The following is a 19,251-nucleotide window of genomic DNA, read 5'->3' on the forward strand; positions in this document are numbered from 1 at the left end:
TCGTCTCCGGCGGCAGGCGCGGGGATCATTCTTCGGGCAGGCTCGGGGTGTCTTCCTCGCGCTTGGCCATCGTGGCCCAGAGCCGGTCGCGCGCCGGTGTCGGCAGCGGGTCGCGCTGGTGCTTCAGGTGGATGTGCACCTTCGAGATGAAATAGGCCGAAACCGGTGCCGTCATGAACAGGAAGGCGATGATCAGAAGCTCGTGGTAGGACGGCGCGTCCGAGGCGAAGGCAAAGAGCACCGAGGCAAGCAGGATCGAGCCAACGCCCAGCGTCGAGGCCTTGGTGGGGGCATGCAGCCGGGCCATGGGGGCGCGCAGCTTCAGCAGGCCGATCGAGCCCACCAGCGTGAACAGCCCGCCGATGACCAGCGCGACGGCGATGGCGATGTCGATGAGGCCATGGGTCATTCGATGATGTCTCCCCTCAGAACAAAGCGGGCGACCGCCACGGTCGATACGAAACCAACCATGGCGATGATCAGCGCCGCCTCGAAGTAAATCTGTGTGGCGCCGGCGATGCCGACGAGGATGATCAGCGCCACCGCGTTGATCGACAGCGTGTCGAGCGCGAGAATGCGGTCGCCGATGTGCGGCCCTTTGATCAGGCGGATCATCGTCAGCAGCAGCGACAGGCTGACCGCGACGAAGGCGAAGATGAGCGCGTAGGTGACGATCATTCGAAAATCTCCTTCAGGCGGCGTTCATAGCGCTGCTTGATCTTGCGCGCGACCTTGTCGGGGTCGTCTGCGTGCAGCGCATGCACCAGCAGCGCGTGGCCCTCGTTCGACAGATCGACCGAGACGGTGCCGGGGGTCAGCGTGATGGTTCCGGCAAGCGCGGTGATCGCCTCGGGGGTACGCACGTCGAGCGGGATGCTGACCCATTTGGAGTGGATCTTGTCGTTGGGCTTGAACAGCACGATCAGCGCCACGGTGATATTGGCAGTGATGATGTCCCACGCGACGATGAGCCCATAGGGAATCAGCCGCCACGGGCGGGTCACCTGCGGGCGGTCGGGCCAGTAGGCGGCGGTGGCGAAGGGCAGCAGCACGCCTAGGATGATCCCGAAAACGAGGCTGTTGACCGAAGGGTCGTTGGACAGCAGCACCCAGACGATGACCAGCGCCACCGACAGCAGCGGATGCGGAAAGAGCCTGCGGATGTAGCGGGTGGCCATCAGTGTCCTCCGTCCGTAGCGGCGGTGTCGGCATCTTCGCCGTGCAGCGCCTCGCCGTCGTGCGGCGCGTCTTCATGGGCTTCGTCGGCGGGCAGATGCTCTCCCTCTTCCTCGCCATGCGATGCGTCGTCTCCGTGCTCCTCACCGTGCCCATCGCCATGTGCCTTGATCTCTTTGCCCGGCGTGTCCAGCACGTTGGAGATATAGGGCTGCGGTGCGAAAAGCTGCTGAGCGGTGGCGTCCAGTTGCCGCGTCACGGGGCCAGAGAACACGGTAAGCGCCACCAGCAGTGCAACCAGCAGACCGATACCGATCATCGGCACAGGGGTGTGATCGTCTGCGGGGTCATGCACCTCGCGCGCGCCTTGCTGGTCTTCGGGATCATCGGCGGTGCCGGAATGCTCGGCGGCGACCTGATGCGATTTCCAGAAGATCGTCGAGCCAGCGCGGGAGAAACCGACCACGGCGATCAGCGACGAGCCCAGCACCGCGGTCCAGACCCACCACGTCAGCGCGCCTTGCTGCGCCGCTTCGAGGATCAGCAGCTTGCCCAGAAAGCCCGACAGCGGCGGCAGCCCGGCCATGGCGATCGAGGCGATAAAGAACAGCCCGGCGACCAGCGCACCGCCAGCCATGGGCAGGGTCTCTTCGACAGCGCCCGCGACGCTGCCGCGGCGCGCACGCACCACGTCAACGATCAGGAACAGCGCCGCCGTCGCCAGCGTCGAGTGCAGCGCATAGTAGAGCGCGGCCGAGATGCCCTCGGGGGTGAACTGCGCCACCGAGGCCAGCAGCATGCCCATCGAGCCGATCACCGAGAAGGCCACAAGCCGTCCGATCTCGCGCGTGCCCAGCACGCCGACCATGCCGATGAACAGGGTGATCAGCGCCAGCGGCAGCAGCCACTCCTCATGCGCGCCCTGCATCAGTGGCAGCGTGGGCGGGAAGACCATCGTGTAGAAGCGGATGATGCTGTAGGCGCCGACCTTGGTCATGATGGCGAACAGCGCGGCGACCGGGGCGGGGGCGTCGGCATAGCTCGAAGGCAGCCAGAAGTGCAGCGGCAGCAGCGCGGCCTTCACCGCGAACACCAGCAGCAGCAGCACAGCGGCGACGCGCAGACCGGCGGAGTTTTCCGGGTCCATCTGCTGCACGCGCTGCGCCAGATCGGCGAGGTTCAGCGTGCCGGCCTGCGAATAGAGCGTGCCGAGCGCAAAGAGAAACAGCGTCGATCCCAGCAGGTTGTAGAGCATGTACTGCACACCAGACCGGGTGCGGCGCGCGCCACCGGCGTGGATCATCAGCCCGTAGGAGGCGATCAGCAGCACTTCGAAGAAAACGAAGAGGTTGAAGGCATCGCCGGTCAGGAAGGCGCCCATGATGCCCATGATCTGGAACTGGAAGAGCGCGTGGAAATGCTGCCCGCGCCGGTCCCAGCCAGAGCCGATGGCGTAGATCAGCACCGGCAGCGCCAGCACCGCGGTCAGCAGCACCATGGTGGTCGACAGCCGGTCGGCGACCAGCACGATGCCGAAAGGCGCCTGCCAGTGGCCCAACTGATAGATGGTGATCGTGTCGTCCGCGGCTTGCATGTAGAGCCCGATCGACACGGCGAGGATCGCCACCAGCGAGGCCAGCGAGAACACCCGCTGCAGGCTTTCGTGGAACCGGGCGGCAAGAACGATGGTGGCGGCCATCATGGCCGGCAGCACCACGGGGGCGATAATCCAGTGCATCATGCGCGGGACTCCTTCTCGTCGGCCGGGTCTTCTCCGGCGCGGCGTTCGCTGGCTAGCGCCTGCGCCTCGTCCACATGGTCGTCGTCGGCGTTCAGGTAGGAGGCGAGGGCGATCATCACCACGACGGCGGTCATCCCGAAAGAGATCACGATCGCGGTCAGCACCAGCGCCTGCGGCAGCGGGTCAGTGTAGTTTGTCACGTCGTCGCGCAGGATCGGGGGCTGGTTGATCACCAGACGGCCCGAGGCGAAGAGGAACATGTTCACGGCGTAGGTCAGCAGCGAGGTGCCGAGGATCACCGGGAAGGTGCGCAGGCGCATCACCAGATAGATCCCCGCCGCGGTGAGCACGCCGATTGTGGTCGAGATGAGAAACTCCATGGCTCAGGCCTCCCCGGCTTCGGTGTCGCGCGAGGGATCGATGTCCATCGCGTGCTCGCTGATTTCGGTGTCCGAGCGGCGGGCGAGGCGCGAGAAGCTCTCGAGCGACAGCATTACGGCGCCGACCACCGACAGGAACACCCCCAGATCGAAGGCCATGGCCGAAGCCAGCTCGAACTCTTCCAGCCCCGGCAGCTTTACGTAGCCGAAGGTGGAGGTGAGGAACGGCTCGCCAAAGAGCCAGGCGCCGATGCCGGTCACCCCGGCGATCAGCACACCGGCGCCGATCACCCCGTGGTAGGGGTAGCGCTGGCGGTCGTTGGCCCACGAAAAGCCCGAGGCCATGTATTGCATCACCACCGCGATCGACACCACGAGGCCGGATACGAAGCCGCCGCCGGGCTCGTTATGGCCGCGCAGGAAGATGTAGATGCCGACCATCAGCAGCACTGGCAGCAGCAGCCGGGTGACCACCACCATCATCAGCGGGTGAGCGTCGCCAGCTTGCGGCTGGTCCGGCACGCGGTTGAGCAGGCGGGCTCGGACCGGGCCCGAAAGCAGCGCCTCGGTCACCGCGTAGATCACCAGCGCGGCGATGCCGAGCACGATGATCTCGCCGAAGGTATCAAAGCCACGGAAGTCGACGAGGATCACGTTCACCACGTTGGTGCCGCCGCCCCCGGCGTAGGAGTTCTCGAGCATGTAGTCCGAGATCGTGCCCATCGGGAAATCACGGCGCAGGATAGCATAGGTCAGGCCAGCCGTACCGAGCCCGCCGATCACCGCAAGAGCGCCGTCGCGCAGCCGTTTGGCGGTGCTGGACTCGATCGGCGTGGTGTTGGGCAGGAAGTTCAGCGCCAGCAGCAGAAGGATGATCGTCACCACCTCGACGGAGATCTGCGTCAGCGCGAGGTCGGGGGCCGAAAGGTAGTTGAAGGCGATCGACACCATGGTGCCGATCACACCCATCAGGATCAGCGCGACCAGACGGTTGCGATGGAAGAGCACGATGGACGTGGTGGCGCTTACGATGAGGATCCAGCCCGCCAGCGGCAGCGGCTGGATGGGCAGCATCTCGCGGGTCATCTCGCCGGTCGAGCCGGTGAACCACGCGTGCGCGGCAGCGGCCAGAACAGTGACGGTGAAGATCGCCGCATAGCGCGAGAAGCTGCCGTTGTGCAGCCCGGAGGTGAGACGCTCTGCGCCGCGGGCGCAGGCGGCGATCAGCGCGTCGAAAATGGTTTTCGCTTCGGGGCGCGGCGCGGCGTCCCACGCCTTCAGCAGCGGGGTGAACAGCGCCAGCAGGATCAGGCCGCCGACGGTTGCGATGATCGACATGATCAGCGCCGGGGTGACGCCGTGCCACAAGGCCAGATGCGCGCCGGGGACGTCGCCCTCGATGCCGATGACGGCGGCGGTGACGCGTTTCACCACCGGCTCTGCAAGGAAGGGCAGGCAGCCCACGGTGACCACGATCAGCCCGAGGAAGGCGGGCGGCCCCCACATGCCGAAGTTCGGATCATGCGGTGTGTGGGGGTAGTCGTCGCGGGTTTTGCCCATGAAGGCGTGCGCGATGAAGCGGAAACTGTAGGCCGCCGAGAACACCGCGCCCAGCGTCGCCAGCACCGGCACCAGCCAGTCAGAGCCGAACAGCACTGTGTGCGAGGCTTCCTCGAGGAACATCTCCTTCGACAGAAAGCCGTTGAACAGCGGGATGCCCGCCATGGCCAAGGCGCCGACGATGGCAATCGTGGCGGTCACCGGCATCAGGTGCCGCAGCCCGCCCAAGCGCCGGATGTCGCGGGTGTGCGCCTCGTGGTCGACAATGCCTGCGGTCATGAACAGCGAGCACTTGAACGCCGCGTGGTTGAGGATGTGGAACACCGCCGCCATGGCGCCATACGACGTGCCAGTGCCCAGCAGCATGGTGATCAAGCCAAGGTGCGACACCGTCGAGAAGGCCAGCAGCGCCTTGAGGTCATGTTTGAACAGGCCGATCACCGCGCCGATGACCATGGTCAGCAGTCCTGCCGTGGTGACGATCCAGAACCATTCCTCGGTCCCCGCGAGCGCCGGCCAGAGGCGGGCCATCAGGAAGATGCCCGCTTTCACCATGGTTGCCGAGTGCAGGTAGGACGACACCGGCGTCGGCGCGGCCATGGCGTGCGGCAGCCAGAAGTGGAAGGGGAACTGCGCCGATTTGGTGAAGCACCCCAGCAGGATCAGCAGCAGCGCAGGAACGTAGTACGGCGAGGCCTGAATGGCGTCGCGGTTGGCGATGATCTCGGTGATCTCGTAAGAGCCCGCCGCCGAGCCCAGCAGCAGCATGCCACCGATCATCGCCAGACCGCCCATGCCGGTCACGGTCAGCGCCATGCGCGCGCCCTGACGGCCTTCGGGCAGGTGTTTCCAAAACCCGATCAGCAGGAAGGACGACAGCGAGGTCAGCTCCCAGAAGACCAGCAAAAGCAGGATGTTGTTCGACAGGACGATGCCCACCATCGCGCCCTGAAAGAGCAGGAGGTAGGTGTAGAACTCGCCCATATTGTCATCGCGCGTCAGATAGTAACGGGCGTAGATGATCACCAGCGCACCGATCCCGAGGATCAGCGCGGCGAACATCATGCCGAGCCCGTCAAGGAACAGCGTCACGTTCAGCCCGATGGCCGGCAGCCAGTCGACCGAGGCGGTGACCGTCTCTCCGGCCCAGACGGCGGGCAGATGGGTGATGAGGCCGAGCAGCGCGGCGAGGGTGACGAAAAGTGTCGCCATCCCGCACGCACGTCGGCCTGCCTGAATCATCAAACCCGGAAGCAGGGCTCCGAGGAAGGGCAGGAGCGCGATGATAAATAGTGACATGAAACTCCCTGATCGTCGTTGGCGGCGTCGAGAGAAGGCAGCCGATTTCACACGGTATCACAACCCGAAAACGGCTACGCTGACGTGAATTTTAGAAAAGTTAGCCGAATTCTAACGGTAATGTCAGGATTAATTCGTCCACCCAGCTATTGCGATTGTTACCGGCAGTTACTATGCCCGTGTGCCCCGTGAGGCGATGTGATGTTTTCGTGATGCATCTTTTGGTTGTCTTTTCGGTGTGCGTATTTGACGCAGGGTTGCGGGCGCCGACTCCGGTGGTGATTTGCCGCGGTTTCTGTCTTGCGACCGAATGACTTGTCGGCAGGGCGAAAACCGGCGGCGCGCCGGGTTGGCGTGGGGGCCCTTCGCCTTGTGCGCTGCTCTGGGGGCTGCTACTTCGGCTGATAAGCTCAATCCCCGATGCATTTCATCAGGAACAACGCGAGGCAGGCAGCAGTGGCGCAACCCCGTCTGGAGGTCCGAAATCTCATCCGGCGTTTCGAGGGGCGCGCGGTGGTCGACGACGTCTCGCTCAGCATCGAGCCGGGCAATGTGACCTGTCTGCTGGGGCCGTCGGGCTGCGGCAAATCGACGACGCTGCGGATGATCGCGGGCGTCGACATGCAGGACAGCGGCTCGATCCACGTCGACGGCACCTTGGTGTGCGACACGGTGTTCCGCATCCCGCCCGAACGCCGCGCCATCGGTCTGATGTTTCAGGACTTCGCGCTGTTTCCGCATCTGTCGGTCGGCGAGAACGTCGCCTTTGGCCTCAAGGGCGCGGGCAGCGCCAAGCGGGCGCGGGCGGAGGAATTGCTCGATCGAGTCGGCTTGGGGCATTTCATCGACGAATATCCGCACCAGTTGTCGGGTGGCGAACAGCAGCGCGTGGCGCTGGCCCGGGCACTGGCACCGAAGCCGAGCATCATGCTGATGGACGAGCCTTTTTCGGGGCTCGACAACCGTCTGCGCGATGGCATCCGCGACGAGACACTGGCGCTTCTGAAGGAAGAAGGCGCCTCGGTTCTGCTGGTCACGCATGAGCCGGAAGAAGCCATGCGCATGGCTGACGAGATCGCCCTGATGCGCGACGGCAAGATTGTTCAGCGCGGCGCGCCCTACAATATCTACAACGCCCCGGCGGATAAGGCGGCAGTCGCCTTCTTCAGTGATATCAACACCCTGCGCGGCAAAGTTCAGGGGGCGCTGGCAGATACGCCCTTCGGCCCCTTCCTTGCGCCGGGGGTGCCCGACGGCGAAGAGGTGGATATTGTCTTCCGCCCGCAGCACGTGGGCATCGACTTTGATCGCGGCGGACGCGGGCCGAACCCGACGCAGATGGCCGGCACCCCGGCGCGCGGCGTTGTGGAGCGGGCGCGCTTCATGGGTTCGGAAAGCCTTGTCGAATTCCGCATGGATTTCGACGGCGGGATGATCAAGGCCACGGTGCCCAACGTCTTCCTGCCGAAGCCCGGCACGCCGCTGTGGCTCACCGTGCGGCGCGACCGCTGCTTCGTCTTCGCCTCCGACGACTGAGCGCGGCTCCTGCCGATTGCGCTCAGGCCAGCGCTGCGAGCGACAGCAGTGACAGCGCGCTGGTCCAGATCGTCACCGCCGCGATACGGTCGGTGCGGGTGCCGTGCAGCAAGGCCAGCGCAAAGGCCATGGCGCCCGACGGGCCGGCGGCGAGCAGGGTGAACTGCGCCTGCCATTGCCCGCTCACCCCCGCCAGCCACAGGGCCAAAGCCACCAGCAACGGGAACCCGACCAGCTTCAGCGCGGCATAGCTCACCACCACTGCCGATGGCTTCAGGCTTTGCCCCGAGAGCAGCAGCCCAAGCGCGAAGAGCACCAGCGGCGCGGTGCCGGCGCCGGCAAAGTCGCAGGCGGTGCGGATCGGCTCGGGCAGGGGCAGGCCGGAGAGGTTGACCGCGACGCCCAGCACGATGGCGATCAGCGTGGGGTTCACCGACAGCCGCTTGATCGCGGGCAGCGGCCCCGCCGAGGGGCGGGCGATGAGGTCGGAACTGATGATGAAGAAGGCGAAGGCAATGGCGGTGTCCCACGCGACCACGGCGGTCACTGGCAGGGCGCTGCTTTCGCCGTAGATCAGCAGCGAGATCGGGCGGATGTAAAGCAGCGAATTGACGAAGATCACGGTCATCGCCAGCAGCCATGCCTCCAGCGCCGCGCAGCCGAAGATCCGCCGGGCGAGCAGATAGCAGGCGGCAAAGGCCGCGGCCTCGCAGGCGCCGTAGGTCAGCAGCGCGGGCAGGTTGAAGTCGGCGAAGGGAACGGTGGCGATCAGCGGAAAGATCAGCCCCGGCTGCAGCACCATCAGCGCGATGCGGTTGGCCGACGCGGCGTCCTGCCGGGTGAACACCTGCCGCCGCCCCAGCGCGAATCCGAGGGCGAGCAGCGCGAAGACGGGCAGGATGTCATGGGTCAGGACGGTAAGCATGGGGTCCGGCTTTGGTACACCAAGGTTGGATCAGCCCCGGCGCGCCGGGTCAAGACGCCCTCAGGTTGGCATGGCGTCGGGAAAATGCCGTGCCCGCAGCGCGGGCAGGTCCATCGCATGGCGGCGCAGCAGCCCGTGACTGTCCAGCCGCGCGGTCAGCCCGGGCGTGGCGGTGCAGACCTCGTCGTAGAAGGCGCGCAGCGCCTGTTCGCCTCCGGTCTCCTCGATCATCGCGAAAAGTTCGTGCAGGCTCATCGCGCCGTCGCGGCGCACTTGCGGCTTCAGGTCGGCCCGGTAGGACCCGCGCGCCAGCCGAAAGCGGTAGGCCGCAAGGAAATGCGCCCAGTCTCCGGCATGGAAATGGCCCAGCTCGGTTTCGGCGAGCGCACGCTCGCCGGGGTTCATCTGCGCGTCCAGCACGACGTTGTGGATGCGGATATCGAGCCCTCGTGTGCCGGTGCGGAAGAACAGCTTGCCCGCGACGTGACTGAGAAAGCCGCCCGACAGATGCCGGCCCCATGTGGGGAAACAGTCTTCGGCGGCGCGCTGGCGCGCCCGCTGATCGAGGTGAAAGGCCTTGAACAGCGTCTCAGCGGGATCGGCATCGGGGCCGGGCGCCAGCGCTTCGACCGGGCGCACGCGGGCGCAGAGGCAGTCGTCGGGCAGGTCGGCCAGTTGTGCTGAGAGCGGGCGTGCGGGCAGCAGGAACTCGTCCACGTCCACATGCGCCAGCCAGTCGGTCTCGGGCTTGCGGTTGTTGGCGTGCCGGGCGTTGCGGCACTGGCGGACCTGATGCGTGTCGGGGCGCTTGCCGCGCTTTTGCCACCACGCGGCGTCGGTGGTGAAGACGCGCAGCTTGGGATGGGCTGAAAGCACCGCCTCGGCCTGCGCATCGGCGGCATCAAGGTAAATGTACAGCCGGTGCGCACCCAGTTCGAGATGCCATGCGGCGAAGTCGAGGATGCGTGGCAGCGCGGCGTTGGTGGTGGTGACCGTGCCCCAACGGATCACGGCAGGTCTCCGAAAACGCGGGTGACAGCGGCGTCGGGATCGAAGCTTTGCTCGATCAGCATGCCGTGTTCCGCCAGCCGGGCGCGCAGACCCGGCGTATCGGCGCAGACCTCGTCGAACAGCGCGCGCAGACCGGGCTCGCCGTCCTCATCAAGCAGGAACTGGATCAACTCCGCCTGTCCCATCTCGGGCCGGTCCGAGCTGCGCCGATACGAGCCATGACTGCGGCGGAACTCGAGATGCCCGCGGAAGTGCTGCCACGACGGCGCGTGCAGATGCCCCAGCCAGACATCTGCCAAGCGGTGGCGGTTGCTGGCCTCTTCGCCGCGGTATTTCAGCGTGTGGATGCCCAGCCTCGTGTCCTCGATCCCAGTGCGCGCGAAGACCTTGCCCGAGCTGTGCGAGAGGAAACCGCCGTAGAGATGCGCGCCGAAGGTGGGATAGATGTCCTGCAGCACCGATTTCGGCTGCCCGACGTGTTTGTGCGTGGTCTTGAACCGCTGCGGCAAGCCGGTTGCCGGGGCCAGCGCCTCTGCCGGGGCGATGCGGGCGAAGGCTGCGCCCATGGGCGCCTCGCTCAGCAACTCGGAGATCGGACGCGTCGGCAGCAGGAACTCGTCCACGTCCACATGCCCCAGCCAATGCAGCCCAAGCCCGGCGCGCAGGCTTTGCGTGGCGTTGTAGGCCTGCCGTTGCTGGTGCGCCTCGGGCCGGGGGCGGCCGGTCTGCGCCCAATAGGCGGCGTCGCACTGCACGACACGCACCGCCGGATGGCGGGTCAGAAGGGTGGCGGCCTCGGTGTCGGGCTCATCAAGATAGATGTGCAGAAGCTGCGCGCCCAGTTCGATGTGATGGGCGGCAAAGCGGGCGATGTCGCGCAGCGGTGCGCGGACGGTCGAGGTCAGTCCCCAGCGCAGCGTATCGGGTGTCAGGTGGCGGTGGCTTTCGGGCACCGGGGCGATATTGCCCGCCGCGTCGCCTTTTGGCTCTGCCGCCCGGCGCCGTGCCTGCCGTTGACGCATGGTGCGCAGCCGTCGGAACACGGTGCGGTCATCTGCGATCAGCATGTCCAGCAGGTGATGTGCCAGCGGGCGGATGACCGGGTCCTCTTCGGCCTCCATCCACAGGCGCCCGATAAGGTTCACGTCGAGCCCGCCGCCCGAGAGCGAGTAGCCGTCCATTTCCAGCGGCAGCGGTCCGCGCTGCTTGCCGTCCAGCGCGAAGGGCCGGTCAGCCGCGAGCCCGGAATAGAGCCGCTCGGATTCATAAAGCTTCATCGTGCCAAACAGCGCCGTCAGCGCCAGCCCGACCGAGCGCTGCACAAGGGTGAGCCCATGGTCGCCGAACGTGGTGACCGAGGACACCAGCCAGCGCGGATCAAGCTGAGCCAGCAGCGCCGCGCCCTGCTCGGCCCAGAGCCTTTGGAACAGCGCCGGAGCGTGTTCCGGAAAGCTGCGCTTGCGCAGATGCGCGATCAGCAGGGCGTTGAGAAACACCAGCTCGGAGCGGCCCGTCAGTTCACTGCGCAGCGCATGGCGCTTGCGGTGGTAGGACGAGCGGAAGGGCGGTGCTTCGGACGGGTCGTTATCGGGGTCGCCGACGATCTGCCCGGCCAGCGCTTCAAGCGGCGTGTCATAGGGTGGCAGCGCCTCACCTGCGGCGTAGTCGATGGGGTCGCGGCGGCCCTCCATCTGCGTGAGAATGGCCGCGATTCCGCCGGGATAGCTGGGGGTCTTGTCTGCGCTCATGGGCGCGAGACTGCCGCCAAGCGGCCGCGCACGCAATTGCCGGACGGAGGGCAGGCGCGCATCTCGGTCCCGCGTCGCCTTTCGGCCACGCTGCGGCGGGCGGCTCACCTGCCGCCGGGCGGCGGAGGCAGCGGGCCTTCCATATGGGCAATGGGGAAGCTGACGTCCGCAGACATGGGCAGGCTGCGCAGGGCAAGGCGGCGCAGACCCATCCGGCGGTAGAAGGCTTCGGCGTTCAGGCTGGCGAAGGCCTGCACGCGCGATGCCCCGTCCACCATGGCTGCCTGCGCGGCGCGTTCAAAGAGCGCCCGACCGATGCCCAGCCCGCCACGTTGCGGATCAACGGCGAAATGGCGTGCGTGGATCAGACCCGGGGCCAGCGCGCCGGATCCCGGCGTCTCGAAGCTCCAGCCGCCGCAACCTTGGATTGCGCCGTCCGCCTCGGCCACATAGAAGCGCCCCGAGGCGATCAGCGCCGCGTTGGGCCGGATCATCAGGGGCAGGGCGATGGCCAGCACTTCGGGCGCATAGCTTTGCCGCATCAACGCCGGATAAGAGCGCGCCAAAAGCGCGCCGATCGCCGCGGCCTCTTCCTGCTTTGCCTTGCGGATCTGCACGCCGATCTCTCCCAAAGCGATAGGGCAAAGAGAGTGCCGCAGAGCCGCGCGCGCGGCAAGCGGCCTCATTCCATGGCGAGGATCATATTGCGCACCACAGGGTAGATCTCGTTCTCCCATTTCCGACCGTTGAACACGCCGTAATGGCCGACGTTGGCCTGCAGGTGGTGGCGTTTCAGATGCGGGCGCAGAGAGGTGCACAGATCATGCGCTGCCGAAGTCTGGCCCAGCCCGCAGATGTCATCGCGCCCGCCTTCGACGGTCAGCAGCGCGGTGTGGCGTATCTTGCTCGGATCGACCTTGCGGCCGCGATAGGTGAACTCTCCGGTCGCAAGGTCGGCCTTTTGGAAAACCCGGTCGATGGTTTCGATGTAAAACTCTTCCGTCAGGTCCAGAACGGCGAAATACTCGTCGTAGAACTCCTTCACCTTGCGCGCCTGCTCGGTCTCTCCGGCGGCGAGGTGGTCGTAGAGCCGTTTGTGCTGTTGGCGGTGGCGGTCCATGTTCATCGCCATGAAGGCGGTCAGTTGCACAAAGCCGGGATAGACCCGCCGACCGCCCCCGGCATAGCGCAGCGGCACCGTGGCGATCACGTTGCGCTCGAACCACTCCAGCGGTTTCTCGTCTGCCAGTGCGTTCACTGTGGTGGGGCTTTCGCGCACGTCCACCGGCCCGGCCATCAGGGTCATCGACAGCGGCGTCGCGGGGTTGCGGTCTTCCGACATCACCGCGACGGCGGCCAGCGCCTGCACGCAGGGCTGGCACACGCCGAGGAGATGCGCGCCCGGGCCGATCTCTTCGAGAAAGCGGATCACATAGGCGACGTAATCCTCCACCCCGAAGGCTCCGGCCGAGGTCGGCACGTCGCGGGCGTTCTTCCAGTCGGTGATATAGACGTCATGGTCGCGCAGCAGCACTTTCACCGTGCCCGCCAGCAGCGTGGCGAAATGCCCCGAAAGCGGCGCGGTGACCAAGACCTTGGGGCGCGGTGTGTCGATCTCCTTGCGGAAATGCAGCAACTGGCCGAACGGCAGATCAAGCGCCACGTCCTCGCGCACCGGCACCTCTCGATTGCCGTCACGCACGGTGCTGATGCCGAAGGCGGGACGCTCATGGCTCAGCCGAAAGCGACTGATCATTTCCAGCATGGCGGCATTGTGCCGCGACAGATGCCCGAAAGGCCCGTCGAGCCGCGGCATGAAACTCAGCCCGTGCAGCGCCGCCATGCGAAAAGGGGCGATAAAATCATCAAGTCCCTGGTAGCCTGCGTAGAGCACGTCGATTTCCCCTCGCTGCCTCGCAAAAACGCTAGCCAGGTCCGCGCGCCGGATGCGACAACAAACTGTGGTCTTGGCGCGAGTGACAGCGGGAGGAAGACGCATGGGGCAGGCAACGCTCACCATTTCATCGAAAAACTATTCCTCGTGGTCGCTGCGCGGCTGGCTGCTGTGCCGCATGGCGGGGCTGGAGTTCACCGAAGAGATGGTCGACACCTCGGACGCCACCGCGCGGCAGGAACTGCTGCTGCTTTCGCCCACGGTGCTGGTGCCGCGGCTGGTGCACGGCGAGGTGCAGGTCTGGGACACGCTGGCCATTGCCCAGTACCTCAACGAGATCCTGCCCGACGCCGGGCTCTATCCCGATGACATCGTGGCGCGCTCGCATTGCCGCTCGATCTCGGGCGAGATGCACTCGGGCTTCTACAACCTGCGCTCAGCGCTGCCGATGAACCTCAAGGCGCGGCATCAAAGCTTCAAGATCTTTTCCGGCGCGCGGCCCGACGTCGAGCGGATCAAGCTGATCTGGCACGAATGCCTCGACACCTACGGCGGGCCGTTCCTGTTCGGCGCGCGCCCGTCGGTCGCCGACGCCATGTACGCCCCGGTCTGCACCCGTTTCCGCACCTATTCGGTGGCGCTCGATCCGACGCTCGAGGCTTATGTCGAGACCATCCTGACCTGGGCGCCGATGCGCGAATGGACCGCAGGGGCGCTGGCCGAGCCTGACGAGATCGTCGAGCTTGAGGTGGAGTTCTAACGCGCCAACGCGCGGGTGCCACGGGCGATGCCTTCCAGCGTCATAGGCACCATACGGTCTTCGAAGATCTCGCGGATCATCGCGATCGACTGGGTGTAGCGCCAGTGTTTTTCCGGCACCGGGTTGATCCACAGGTGATCGGGCCATTGCGCCCGGGCGCGGCGCAGCCAGACCTCCCCCGCCTCCTTGTTCCAATGCTCATTGGCGCCGCCGGGCACCGCGATCTCATAGGGGCTCATCGACGCATCGCCCACGAAGATGCACTTGTAGTCGGGCCCATAGGTGTTGAGCACCTCCCACGTGGGCGTCTGCGCGTCCCAGCGGCGGCGGTTGTCGCGCCAGAGGCCTTCGTAGAGGCAGTTGTGAAAGTAGTAGTGTTCAAGGTGTTTGAACTCGGCCCGCGCCGCCGAGAATAGCTCTTCCACCACCTTCACATGCGGGTCCATCGACCCACCCGCGTCGAGCAGCAGCAGCACCTTCACCGCGTTGCGCCGCTCGGGGCGGGTCTTGACGTCAAGATAGCCGTGCTCGGCGGTGGCGCGGATGGTGCCGTCAAGGTCAAGCTCGTCCGCGGCGCCGTCGCGGGCCCAGGCCCGCAGGCGTTTCAGCGCCACCTTGATGTTGCGCGTGCCCAGTTCGACCTGATCGTCGAGGTTGCGAAAGTCGCGCTTGTCCCAGACCTTCACCGCCCGCTGGTGGCGGCTCTTGTCCTGACCGATGCGCACGCCTTCGGGGTTGTAGCCATTGGCGCCAAAGGGCGAGGTGCCGGCGGTGCCGATCCATTTGCTGCCGCCCTCGTGGCGCTCTTGTTGTTCGCGCAGGCGCGCTTTCAGCGTCTCCATCAGCTTATCGAAGCCGCCCGCCGCCTCGATCTCGGCTTTCTCCTCCGGGCTGAGGTGCTTCTCGGCCATCGTCTGCAGCCAGTCCGCGGGCAGGTCCACCGCCTCCAGAACCTGCTCGAAAGAGATCGCCTCGAGCCCCTTGAACGCTTCCGAAAAGGCACGGTCGAAGCGGTCGATATGGCGCTCGTCCTTCACCAGCGCGGTGCGGGCGAGGTAGTAGAACCCCTCCACGTCGTAGCGCGCCAGCCCGGCCTTCAGCGCCTCGAGAAAGCTCAGGAACTCGCGCAGCGAGACCGGCACCTGCGCCGCTCTCAGGGTCTCGAAAAATCGCAGGAACATCTGCCACCTCCACGCGCAATGATGCCGTGCCGGGCCGGGCCTCTCAACCCGCGTCTGCTTCTTCTCTTCGAAAATACGCCGGGGTGAATTCGCGCAGCGAAGAGGGGGCAGCGCCCCCTTTAAGGCGCCGGGCCGGCCCTCAGAACGCCAGCTTTTCCACCGCGATGGTCAGAACCAGCCCGATCAGCCCGAAGGCGATGGCGTAGACCGCGATGAACTGCGCGATGTCGGCCTTGTTGCCTTTGCGGCGCCGGGCCGTCAGCCCGCCGATGATGGCGCCCAGCAGGGCTCCGGCGATCACGATCATGCGCTGTCCTCAACTCCCGTTCATCGGATTGAGCGCGGCGATCTCTCGCAGCTTGGCCTCTGCCGCCCAATCCGGGCCGAAGCCGTAGCGCGCCCATCCCAGAGAGTCCAGCCGCAGCTGCTCGGCCTCCGCGGCGTGGCCTGTCATCTGCAGCGCCTCGGCGCGCAGCATTTTCAGCGTCGCCAAAAGCGCGGCATTCTCATAGCGGGTCGCGGTCTGCTCTTGCGGCGTGACCAGCGCCAGCGTGCGCGCCGCGTCGCCCGCGCGCAGCGCCAGCGCGGCAAGCTGCGCGTCGACATAGGCCTCTTGCAGCCGCGCATCGGGCAGGGCGTAGAAAATACGCCGCGCCGCCTCGAACTCTGCTGTCGCGGCCTCCGGCGCGCTGCCCTGCAGCAGCCGCCCCAGCACGAAATGCGCAAAGCCAAGCCGGTGGTCGCGCCAGCCTTCGCCGCGCGCGAGGCGCAGCGCCTCTTCGGCGGCGGCGCGGCGCCGGGGCATCGGCGCGCCGGTGCTCAGCGCAGTCTGGATCGCCTCCACCCACGGCCGCGGCGTCGCGGTGAGATGACGGTCGGGCAGGGCTTCGCCGCGTGGATTGAGCCGGGCCAGGATCGCCGGCAGCGCCTGCGCCACCTCGGCGCGGCGCATCCCCGAGCGCAGGGCGGGGTCGTAGAACACCCGCAGCACCAACATGTCGTAGCCCGAAAGCACCGTGTGCACGTTGTCGTCGTTGAACACGCTTTCGCCCAGCCGGTAGAGATCGTTGAGCGGCCCCAGCGCCTGCGCGATCTCTTCGTGCAGGCAATCGCGCAACTCCTGCGGTGCGGCGTCGGCAGGCAGGAAGACGGCAGCGGTCTCGCGTGTGCGCACGTCGACCCAGCTGGTGCGCCCGGCGCGGCGGGCCTGCCTGTACTCGGCCAAAGAGCTGACCCCGGGGATGACGAAACAGGCGGCCTGCGGCAGTTCGAGGCGGATCGTCTCGCGGGAGACCGGCACAAGGGTGAGATTGGCCTCGGCGGCGTCGGTCCGGGAAATGTCGATCCCGGCCTCTTCGCGCAGCCGTCGCAGCAGGCGCGCAAGATCGGCATCGAGGCTGGGCGGCGCATCGCCCGCCACGCGCAGTGTCACGGGCGTTTCGAACCGGGTGAAGACCGGCAGCGCCTTGCCCGATTCCAGCGCGAAGGCAAGGTCGAGCACATCGCGGGCAATCTGCGCGTTGGCCGCCTGCGGTGGCTGCGGATGCGGCGCGCCGAAGCGGGCTTCCAGCGGCGGCTTGGCAAGCGGCGTTTCAGGCGCGGCGGCGCCCCGCCGCGCGGCCTCGGGGCCGCTCGGCGCGCAAGAGCCAAGCAGCAGCCCGACGGCCAGCACGAAGATCCCGCGCCGCCGCATCTCTCAGGGCCGCTGATACTTGATGAAGGGCGTCTCGGTGCCGATCCGGTCATAAAGCTGCCGAGCGGTGTGATTGAATTCCTGCGTCAGCCAGTAGACCGAGGGGGCGCCAGCGGCGTCGGCGGCGGCATAGACCGCTTCGATCAGAGCCCGACCGACGCCCGTGCCGCGCGCTTCGGGCGCGGCATAGAGGTCTTGCAGGTAGCACACGTTCTCAATGCGCCAGCAATGCCGGTGAAACAAAAAATGCACCAGCCCCACCAACGTACCGTCGCTCTCGGCGACGAGGCAGCTGAAGTCCTGCGGATCGTCTCCAAGTAGTCGCGCCAAGGTGCTGACATAAACCTCTTCGGCGACGGAAGTCTCGTAGAAGCTGAGATACCCGGTCCAAAGCGCGCGCCACGCGGCTTCGTCGCCAGCCTCGAGCGGCCGGATGATCACGCTGTTCTGGGACATGCTGCCTCGGTCGTCTTTTGTCGTTGTATGTTCGGAGCTTCGCGCCCTCTGCTCGCGCCAGTATAGCGCGGCGCGGCGCCGAGGTGTCCCGGAAAGACAGCGGCGCCGCGAAAATGTGATTTCGCGACGCTGGATCAGATAAAGTGACGCAAGGTCAGTGACTTGTCCTGTGCAGCGATGCAACAGGCGGGCGCTGTCGCTTCAGACCATCATTTCCTTGGTGGCCGAAAGGGTAACCCCCGGATAGTCGCGTTCGACCCGGTCGATGTCCCATTGCATGCGCGTCAGATAGACGATGTCGCCGTCATTGTCCTCGGCGATGTGCTGCTTGTTGGCGTTGACGAATTTGTCGACCGCCGCCTTCTCGCCATGCACCCAGCGCGCCGAGGTGAACTGCGACGCCTCGAAGCGCACGGGCAGCGAATACTCCTGCTCGATCCGCGCCCCCAGCACCTCGAACTGCAGCGCGCCGACGACGCCGACGATGTAGCCCGAACCGATCGACGGCTTGAACACCTTCGCTGCGCCTTCTTCGGCGAACTGGAACAGCGCCTTCTCGAGGTGCTTTGCCTTCAGCGGATCGCCCGCGCGCACGCTTTGCAGCAGCTCCGGCGCGAAGGACGGAATGCCCGTGACCTTCAGCGCCTCGCCCTCGGTCAGCGTGTCGCCGATGCGCAGCTGGCCGTGGTTGGGAATGCCGATGATGTCGCCCGCCCAGGCCTCTTCCGCCAGTTCGCGGTCGGCGGCAAGGAACAGCACGGGGTTTGAGATCGACATGGGCTTCTTGGTGCGCACATGGGTGAGCTTCATCCCGCGCGAGAAATGCCCCGACGACAGCCGCACGAAGGCGACACGGTCGCGGTGCTTGGGATCCATGTTGGCCTGCACCTTGAATACGAAGCCGGCGACCTTCTTCTCGTCAGGGGCGATCTGCCGCGGCGCGGCCGAGGTCGGCTGCGGCTCGGGCGCCAGTTCGCCGATGCCGTCCATCAGTTCCTTCACGCCGAAGGAGTTGATCGCCGAGCCGAACCAGATCGGGGTCATATGACCTTCGAGCACCGATTGCGGGTCGAGCGCAGGCAGAAGCTCGCGCGCCATCTCGACCTCTTCGCGCAGTTGTTCGAGCAGCCCGGCGGGGATGTGCTCGGCCAGCTTGGGATCGTCGAGCCCCGACAGCTTGATCGATTCCGCCACACGGTTGCGGTCGGCGCGATCCATCAGTTCCAGCCGGTCGTGGATCATGTCGTAGCAGCCGAGGAAATCGCGGCCCATGCCGATCGGCCAGCTGGCAGGCGTCACGTCGATGGCGAGGTTTTCCTGGATCTCGTCGATGATCTCGAAGGTGTCGCGCGCCTCGCGGTCCATCTTGTTGCAGAAGGTCAAGATCGGCAGGTCGCGCAGACGACAGACTTCAAAGAGCTTGCGGGTCTGGCTTTCCACGCCCTTTGCGCCGTCGATCACCATGATCGCCGCATCCACCGCCGTCAGCGTGCGGTAGGTGTCTTCGGAAAAGTCCGAGTGGCCGGGCGTGTCGACGAGGTTGTAGCGGAAGTTGCCATATTCGAACGACATCGCCGAGGCGGAGACCGAGATGCCGCGGTCCTGCTCCATCTTCATGAAGTCCGAGCGCGTGCGCCGCGCCTCGCCCTTGGCGCGGACCTGCCCGGCCATCTGGATCGCCCCGCCGAAAAGCAGGAACTTCTCGGTCAGCGTGGTCTTGCCCGCATCCGGGTGCGAGATGATCGCGAAGGTGCGGCGCCGCGCGATCTCGGGCGGCAGGGCGGGGCGGTTCGAAGCGGTGTCCAGCATGAGCGGGCGTATAGGTGCGGGCGGCGGTTTTGTCTATGGGGAACCGCGCGCTGTGCCGCCGGGTTGAAAGGTTGAAAGGAGA

Annotated in this window: 18 protein-coding genes; 2 read left to right on the forward strand and 16 right to left on the reverse strand. The window is 66.2% G+C overall.

The features are described from left to right. Positions 1–25 precede the first annotated feature (25 nt). The 6 genes from ACXAJT_RS17765 to ACXAJT_RS17790 are packed head-to-tail and all read right to left on the reverse strand — an operon-like array spanning position 26 to position 6,156. Positions 26–409 carry a Na+/H+ antiporter subunit G gene (locus ACXAJT_RS17765; protein WP_475237370.1) on the reverse strand — a complete coding sequence of 128 codons (384 nt, stop codon included), beginning with the start codon at positions 407–409 and terminating at the stop codon, positions 26–28. Continuing rightward, positions 406–678: a K+/H+ antiporter subunit F gene (locus tag ACXAJT_RS17770; protein ID WP_203595389.1), complete on the reverse strand. Its 273-nt coding sequence runs from the start codon at positions 676–678 to the stop codon at positions 406–408. The genes ACXAJT_RS17765 and ACXAJT_RS17770 overlap by 4 nt, the downstream gene beginning before the upstream one ends. Then, positions 675–1,178, reverse strand: a complete 504-nt coding sequence (locus ACXAJT_RS17775) for a Na+/H+ antiporter subunit E (RefSeq protein ID WP_475237372.1) — start codon at positions 1,176–1,178, stop codon at positions 675–677. The genes ACXAJT_RS17770 and ACXAJT_RS17775 overlap by 4 nt, the downstream gene beginning before the upstream one ends. Next, the gene (locus ACXAJT_RS17780; protein ID WP_475237373.1) at positions 1,178–2,917 is read right to left on the reverse strand and encodes a monovalent cation/H+ antiporter subunit D; all 1,740 of its coding nucleotides are present in this window, start codon (positions 2,915–2,917) and stop codon (positions 1,178–1,180) included. Before ACXAJT_RS17780 ends, ACXAJT_RS17775 begins: the two co-directional genes overlap by 1 nt. Continuing rightward, positions 2,914–3,297, reverse strand: coding sequence for a Na+/H+ antiporter subunit C (locus ACXAJT_RS17785; RefSeq protein ID WP_475237374.1), 384 nt, complete (start codon positions 3,295–3,297; stop codon positions 2,914–2,916). The genes ACXAJT_RS17780 and ACXAJT_RS17785 overlap by 4 nt, the downstream gene beginning before the upstream one ends. 3 nt (positions 3,298–3,300) lie before the next feature. After that, the gene (locus ACXAJT_RS17790; protein WP_475237375.1) at positions 3,301–6,156 is read right to left on the reverse strand and encodes a monovalent cation/H+ antiporter subunit A; all 2,856 of its coding nucleotides are present in this window, start codon (positions 6,154–6,156) and stop codon (positions 3,301–3,303) included. A 420-nt stretch (positions 6,157–6,576) separates the two neighbouring features. On the opposite strand from ACXAJT_RS17790, the gene ACXAJT_RS17795 reads away from it, so the two are divergent. Continuing rightward, the gene (locus tag ACXAJT_RS17795) at positions 6,577–7,692 is read left to right on the forward strand and encodes an ABC transporter ATP-binding protein (RefSeq protein WP_475237376.1); all 1,116 of its coding nucleotides are present in this window, start codon (positions 6,577–6,579) and stop codon (positions 7,690–7,692) included. A gap of 22 nt (positions 7,693–7,714) precedes the next feature. On the opposite strand, the gene ACXAJT_RS17800 is transcribed toward ACXAJT_RS17795, so the two are convergent. The 5 genes from ACXAJT_RS17800 to ACXAJT_RS17820 all read right to left on the reverse strand — a co-directional run bounded on the left by ACXAJT_RS17800 (position 7,715) and on the right by ACXAJT_RS17820 (position 13,270). Beyond that, positions 7,715–8,617, reverse strand: coding sequence for an AEC family transporter (locus ACXAJT_RS17800; protein ID WP_475237377.1), 903 nt, complete (start codon positions 8,615–8,617; stop codon positions 7,715–7,717). Positions 8,618–8,677: 60 nt separating this feature from the next. Beyond that, on the reverse strand, positions 8,678–9,628 hold the full coding sequence (locus ACXAJT_RS17805; RefSeq protein ID WP_475237378.1) for a glycosyltransferase family 2 protein: 951 nt from the start codon (positions 9,626–9,628) through the stop codon (positions 8,678–8,680). Next, on the reverse strand, positions 9,625–11,376 hold the full coding sequence (locus ACXAJT_RS17810; protein ID WP_475237379.1) for a glycosyltransferase family 2 protein: 1,752 nt from the start codon (positions 11,374–11,376) through the stop codon (positions 9,625–9,627). The genes ACXAJT_RS17805 and ACXAJT_RS17810 overlap by 4 nt, the downstream gene beginning before the upstream one ends. 104 nt (positions 11,377–11,480) lie before the next feature. After that, positions 11,481–11,993: a GNAT family N-acetyltransferase gene (locus ACXAJT_RS17815; RefSeq protein WP_475237380.1), complete on the reverse strand. Its 513-nt coding sequence runs from the start codon at positions 11,991–11,993 to the stop codon at positions 11,481–11,483. A 65-nt stretch (positions 11,994–12,058) separates the two neighbouring features. Continuing rightward, positions 12,059–13,270 (reverse strand): polyhydroxyalkanoate depolymerase, encoded by a 1,212-nt coding sequence (locus ACXAJT_RS17820; protein WP_475237381.1) that lies wholly within the window; start codon positions 13,268–13,270, stop codon positions 12,059–12,061. Positions 13,271–13,373: 103 nt separating this feature from the next. On the opposite strand from ACXAJT_RS17820, the gene ACXAJT_RS17825 reads away from it, so the two are divergent. Next, on the forward strand, positions 13,374–14,030 hold the full coding sequence (locus ACXAJT_RS17825; RefSeq protein ID WP_475237382.1) for a glutathione S-transferase family protein: 657 nt from the start codon (positions 13,374–13,376) through the stop codon (positions 14,028–14,030). Here the strand turns inward: ACXAJT_RS17825 and ACXAJT_RS17830 are convergent. From ACXAJT_RS17830 to ACXAJT_RS17850, 5 genes are all read right to left on the reverse strand, one after another. Beyond that, entirely contained in the window at positions 14,027–15,211 is a 1,185-nt protein-coding gene (locus ACXAJT_RS17830) for a vWA domain-containing protein (protein WP_475237383.1), read from the reverse strand. The genes ACXAJT_RS17825 and ACXAJT_RS17830 overlap by 4 nt on opposite strands. 139 nt (positions 15,212–15,350) lie before the next feature. Further along, positions 15,351–15,518 carry an apolipoprotein acyltransferase gene (locus ACXAJT_RS17835; protein WP_475237384.1) on the reverse strand — a complete coding sequence of 56 codons (168 nt, stop codon included), beginning with the start codon at positions 15,516–15,518 and terminating at the stop codon, positions 15,351–15,353. 9 nt (positions 15,519–15,527) lie between these two features. Further along, a complete protein-coding gene (locus tag ACXAJT_RS17840) occupies positions 15,528–16,904 on the reverse strand; it encodes a DUF2927 domain-containing protein (protein ID WP_475237386.1) in 1,377 nt (458 codons plus the stop codon). A 3-nt stretch (positions 16,905–16,907) separates the two neighbouring features. Beyond that, positions 16,908–17,360 (reverse strand): N-acetyltransferase family protein, encoded by a 453-nt coding sequence (locus tag ACXAJT_RS17845; RefSeq protein ID WP_475237387.1) that lies wholly within the window; start codon positions 17,358–17,360, stop codon positions 16,908–16,910. Between the two features lie 201 nt (positions 17,361–17,561). Beyond that, complete coding sequence (locus ACXAJT_RS17850) at positions 17,562–19,169, reverse strand: peptide chain release factor 3 (protein WP_475237389.1); 1,608 nt, start codon at positions 19,167–19,169, stop codon at positions 17,562–17,564. Positions 19,170–19,251: the final 82 nt, after the last annotated feature.

It is taken from the genome of Salipiger sp. ABF4_146 (assembly GCF_056161345.1).

Coding starts and splice junctions, on each gene's coding strand:
- ACXAJT_RS17765 (WP_475237370.1), bottom strand. CDS start 409: ATGACCCATGGCCTCATCGACATCGCCATCGCCGTCGCGCTGGTCATC.
- ACXAJT_RS17770 (WP_203595389.1), bottom strand. CDS start 678: ATGATCGTCACCTACGCGCTCATCTTCGCCTTCGTCGCGGTCAGCCTG.
- ACXAJT_RS17775 (WP_475237372.1), bottom strand. CDS start 1,178: ATGGCCACCCGCTACATCCGCAGGCTCTTTCCGCATCCGCTGCTGTCG.
- ACXAJT_RS17780 (WP_475237373.1), bottom strand. CDS start 2,917: ATGATGCACTGGATTATCGCCCCCGTGGTGCTGCCGGCCATGATGGCC.
- ACXAJT_RS17785 (WP_475237374.1), bottom strand. CDS start 3,297: ATGGAGTTTCTCATCTCGACCACAATCGGCGTGCTCACCGCGGCGGGG.
- ACXAJT_RS17790 (WP_475237375.1), bottom strand. CDS start 6,156: ATGTCACTATTTATCATCGCGCTCCTGCCCTTCCTCGGAGCCCTGCTT.
- ACXAJT_RS17795 (WP_475237376.1), top strand. CDS start 6,577: ATGCATTTCATCAGGAACAACGCGAGGCAGGCAGCAGTGGCGCAACCC.
- ACXAJT_RS17800 (WP_475237377.1), bottom strand. CDS start 8,617: ATGCTTACCGTCCTGACCCATGACATCCTGCCCGTCTTCGCGCTGCTC.
- ACXAJT_RS17810 (WP_475237379.1), bottom strand. CDS start 11,376: ATGAGCGCAGACAAGACCCCCAGCTATCCCGGCGGAATCGCGGCCATT.
- ACXAJT_RS17825 (WP_475237382.1), top strand. CDS start 13,374: ATGGGGCAGGCAACGCTCACCATTTCATCGAAAAACTATTCCTCGTGG.
- ACXAJT_RS17830 (WP_475237383.1), bottom strand. CDS start 15,211: ATGTTCCTGCGATTTTTCGAGACCCTGAGAGCGGCGCAGGTGCCGGTC.
- ACXAJT_RS17835 (WP_475237384.1), bottom strand. CDS start 15,518: ATGATCGTGATCGCCGGAGCCCTGCTGGGCGCCATCATCGGCGGGCTG.
- ACXAJT_RS17840 (WP_475237386.1), bottom strand. CDS start 16,904: ATGCGGCGGCGCGGGATCTTCGTGCTGGCCGTCGGGCTGCTGCTTGGC.
- ACXAJT_RS17845 (WP_475237387.1), bottom strand. CDS start 17,360: ATGTCCCAGAACAGCGTGATCATCCGGCCGCTCGAGGCTGGCGACGAA.
- ACXAJT_RS17850 (WP_475237389.1), bottom strand. CDS start 19,169: ATGCTGGACACCGCTTCGAACCGCCCCGCCCTGCCGCCCGAGATCGCG.